Below are 4,270 nucleotides of genomic sequence, written 5' to 3' on the forward strand. Positions count from 1 at the left end.
CGGCGGGGCCGGAAGGCGTGTCCTCCAGGCAGGTGTCCGCGTCGTGCAGGCAACCGTCGGGGACGCTGCAATTGTTGGTTTCGGTCCGGATCAAGCACTCATAGGCCCGTGAGCGCGCCCAACAGGCGGCGTAGATGTTGACGCCGCCGACGTCGCGCGTGGCTGGCCCCTCGGTGCAGGTCGCGCCCGTCTCCTTGCAATTCGGCGCTCCGGCGGAGGTGCAGGGTCCGTCCGGCGCCCAATGGCCGCCAACGTCGCCGACACAGCTATAGGACTGCGTATAGGCGGCGCAGGGACCAGCCTCGTCTGCGACCTCGTAGCCGTAGGTTCTGGTCCAGGCCGTGCAGGCCCCGACGGCGTTCGTGGCCGCGCAGCTGGCGGCGATCTCGCTCGCGCCGCCCGGCGGCGAACAGCCGGGGAAGTCGTCCCGCGTCGTGGTCGTCGTCGTGTAGGTGTAGTGCCGGTCCCAGAGGGTGCAGGCTCCGCTGGAGTCCGTCGCCCCGCAGCTCGAACCGCCGAGCGTCGAATCCGCCGGCGGAAAGCACCCAGGCGCATCGACCCGGCCGCCAGGGCAGCTGTACGTCCGTGTGTAGCCCCAGCAGTCCCGGTAGACCTGAAAGCCGAACCCGAACGTCCGGTAACCGCCCGGGTCCGTGCAGACTTCGCCGAGCAGGCTGCATGACGGGCCGATCCCCCCACACGATGCGTAGTCAACGCCACCGCCCCCGTCGCCAGGACAGTTGTAGTGATAATGCGACAAGGCGCCGGCCTTGCCGTAGGGCTCCGACCCGGTCAGCTGGCAGGCGGGATCCACGCCACGGCAACCGCCCTGGGAGGTCTGGTCGTCGCAGTCCAGCGGCGCCCAGACGACGTTGACCGTGGCGGTTCCCGTGCAGCTGGCGGGCGTGGCGGCCCCCTCCGTGTAGCCCTCCTGACAGTCGTAGGAGCCGGCGCCGGCGGTGACCGTCTCCTGATAGCCTTCCGTGCACACGTAGGTTTCCGTGTGTGGCGAGGTCGGCGCGGTGCAGGTCCGCGTCCCGCCGGTGCAGGCGCCGTCGCCCCCCGCGGCGTCGCAGCCGGCGGAGCGGCGCCACGAATGGGCGGCATAGTCGTAGGTCTCGTCGCAGACGTAGGCGTAGCTTTCGACCTTCGGCTCGTAGTGCTCGGTGCAGCTGTTGAGCTCCGCGTGCAGCTCGATCGCCGTCTCGCAGGTGTAGAGGGCGTGAGAGGTCGTGGTCTTCGTCTGCTCCTCGCTGGTGCAGGTCTCCCCTTCCGCCCCGGTCGTGGTCGCGCCGCCGGAGTTCACCCGGGTCATGGGGTCGGTGTGCACGTCGGCGGAGTTCGTCAGCCAGTCCGCCGTGGGATCGATAGCGCTCGCGCTGCGGGCGCCCAGGCTGGAGTTCGTGAGACCGATGGCTGGCGAACCCAAGCCATAGGTCGATGCGCCCGCCGCCTTCAGGCCGTCTGGGTCACGCTCAAAGGCCTGCAGGCCGGGACTGTCGCCGGCATAACCGGGCGCGGTCGCCGCCGTCGGCCCCGTGGTGGGGCCCGCGGAGAGCGCGGCGGCCTGGCTGTCGCGCAGCGCCTTCGCCTCGGGCTTCATGTCCTGCGCCCGGACAACGCCCAGGCCCAGCAGGCCGGCGAGCGCGCCGGCGGACGCCCAGATCCCCAGCACTCGGAAGCCGGGCGCGCGCATTCAGTCCTCCAGCTTCTGGCTAGCGGCGGCCGCCGCGCCCGCGCCCGCACCACGACCTTCGCCGAGGGCCTCCAGCGCCGCACCGAGGGTGATGTTGCCGGAGACCCGATCGTGGTCCGGCGCCACGGGCACGCAGTCGATGCCGGCCCCGCAGGGCTGCACCGGCGCCTTGGCCGCGACGAAGGTCGGTACGGCCTGGATGTTGAAGGCGCGGAAGACATTGGGGTCGATCGCAACCCCGCCGACGCTCTCTTCGTCGAAGACCGCCTTGGCGCGGATCAGGGTCTGCTGGAACGACCCCTTCACCAGCCCTCGGATGACGACGACGGCGCCGGCGCGGTGCGCGTCGCGGGCGAGGCGACGCAGATCCGCCGGCGGCATCGAGAACGACACCGCCACGTAGACCACGCCCTCGGGATTGGCCGGCTCATCGCCGATGGTGGCCAAGGCCCCGCCGCCCCGGAAGTCGGTGTCCTCAAGGTCCGCAAAGCCGCGCTTGAGAACCGCGGCGCTGCCGCCGGCGTCGACGACCGCCAGGGCCTGCTCCCGATAGGCGCCCTCCCTGCCCTTCACGCTTTCGAAGAAGGCCTGGACGTCGGGCTGGGCCCCCTCGGTGCGCTTCTGCACCCGTTCCACCAGCTCTGCGGCGGACTGCGCCAGGCTGGGCGCCGCCGCCCAGATGATGCCGACGCCGAGCACGCCGGCGAGCGCGTAGGACATCCAGCGCTTGCCGCTGCACCAGGTGGCGATTGCGCATCCGAAGAGAACGCTGGCCACCAAGCCGGAGAGGACGATGTCGGCGAGCGTCTGGAAGGGGAACGGACCCATGGCTAGAGCCCCGCGCAGCAGTTGCGCTTGCGCCAGATGAGGTAGCCGAAGTCCTCACCGATCACGGGGACCGTCTTTCCGAACTCGTAGGTCTGCGTCGTCGCGCCCGCCATCGGGCACGTGAACGGACCCTTCACGTTCGGAACCGGGTTCGTGAGTTGGAAGCGATATTGGAGTTTGTCGATGATCGGCGTGGGGTGCTTGATGCAGAGGTTGGCGGCCCCCCGCGTGCCCCAGGCCAAGCCCTGCCGATGCATCTTGAAGGCGAACTTCTCGACCGCCAGCAGGCTGCCGTCCACGTCGCCGGTCGTGCCGAAGGTGTTCCCGGTCATCGGGTACATCGACCCGCGGCAGCCCGCGCACCAGAACATCGGCTGCAGCGGAAGATAGACGGAGGACGCCACGCAGTCGGCCGTGCAAGCGGCGAGCGCGATCGGATTGGCGAAGATGAAGGCTTCCGGCTCGATGATCGCGGCGAGCTCGTCGTCCCGCCAGAGCGGATCCAGCTCGGTCACGTAGCCGATGTCGAAGCCGGCGTTCTCCAGGCACAGGAAGTCCGTCAGGAGCTCCAGCCAGTACATCAGCGGATAGATGTACCAGTGCACATGGTACTGGGCGGTCTTGGCGCCGGCGCCCCCGCCGTCCTTGGCGCGGGCAGCGTCGCCGCTTCCGAAGCCGAAGGGGACCGGCAGCCGAATTCCGCCGAGGCTGGGGAAGCACCAGGCCTTGCGGGTGGAATCCGCCAGCCGAACCGGCTCCCAGAAGCCGATGGAGAGGCCGATCTTCACGAACAGCGGCGGCGGGGCGGGGCAGACGCAGATCGGGGACGGCGGGTTCGGCGCATCCGGCTTGCCGGCCTTGATGAGCGGTATCGAGCCCAGCGAGATCGGCAGCAGGCACGACCAGCAGGTGTCGGTGATCGGGTTGACGAAATGGCCCCGGCACGACACCGCCGACGCCGCCGGCGAGGCGGCCTGGGCATAGGCGTTCGGCGCGCCCATCAACGCCGACAGCGCGGCCGCGGCGACGAGCGCCCAGCCCTTCGCGCCCATCCTCATGGCCGCACCTCCGAAACACGCAGCGCGCGGCCCTCTCGCTCGACGACGGCCGGCACATGGCTCACGCCGAAATGGCGGATGAGCGATCCGTCCTGGTCGAAGAACATCTCGACCTTCTGGCTCCGCATCAGGTCGATGGGAGCCCCGGAGGTCAGGACGATGTAGACCTTTTCCTTCGCGTCCCGACGCGCGCGGCGCACCGCGAACCGCACTTGATCGGCGTCGTCGCCGTCCACGAAGACGAGGACGCGGTTATAGTTGGGGAGCCGGTCCAGGGGATTGATGACGTCGCCCTTGCGGGCGAACACGCGCCCGTTCTGATCGGCGAAATCCCGCGGCACCGTGATGGAAGGATCGAACAGCCACGAACGTGGCCGATCGGTCTTGCTGATCCCGGCGACCGGCGTGGGCCGCGACAGCTTGGCCTTCACCCGCGCCTGGAAGGCCTTGTTCAGGCTATCCAGCTTGCCCGACCGTTCGAAGGCCCGGAGCTTTGCGGCCAGCACGGCCAGAAGATCCTGCTCGACGATGGGGAATGTCGCGCCGAGCGCCCCCAGATCCTTGGCGTGCGCCGCAGGTGGCGGCGCAGCGATCGTGGCGATCAACAGCAGGGCCGTGGCGAGCCGGCGACCCATCACATGATCGCCTTTGCGACGCCGAGGATGCGCCGCTGCGGGACCCAGCCGAC

General features: G+C 69.7%; 4 protein-coding genes. All 4 read right to left on the bottom strand.

Translation table 11 applies throughout. The features are described from left to right. Nucleotides 1-1,696 (bottom strand): conjugal transfer protein TraN (gene traN / locus QZV94_RS23585; protein WP_293682690.1); only part of this gene is annotated, 1,696 nt, incomplete at its 3' end. Then, a complete protein-coding gene (gene trbC / locus QZV94_RS23590; protein WP_293682691.1) occupies nt 1,697-2,524 on the bottom strand; it encodes a type-F conjugative transfer system pilin assembly protein TrbC in 828 nt (275 codons plus the stop codon). A 2-nt stretch (nt 2,525-2,526) separates the two neighbouring features. Beyond that, complete coding sequence (gene traU / locus QZV94_RS23595) at nt 2,527-3,582, bottom strand: conjugal transfer pilus assembly protein TraU (protein WP_293682693.1); 1,056 nt, start codon at nt 3,580-3,582, stop codon at nt 2,527-2,529. Beyond that, the coding region (gene traW, locus QZV94_RS23600) for a type-F conjugative transfer system protein TraW (RefSeq protein ID WP_367255229.1) at nt 3,579-4,270 on the bottom strand (692 nt) is incomplete at its 5' end. The genes traU and traW, both read right to left, overlap by 4 nt.

Source organism: uncultured Phenylobacterium sp. (assembly GCF_902826855.1).
Classification (GTDB): Bacteria; Pseudomonadota; Alphaproteobacteria; order Caulobacterales; family Caulobacteraceae; genus Phenylobacterium.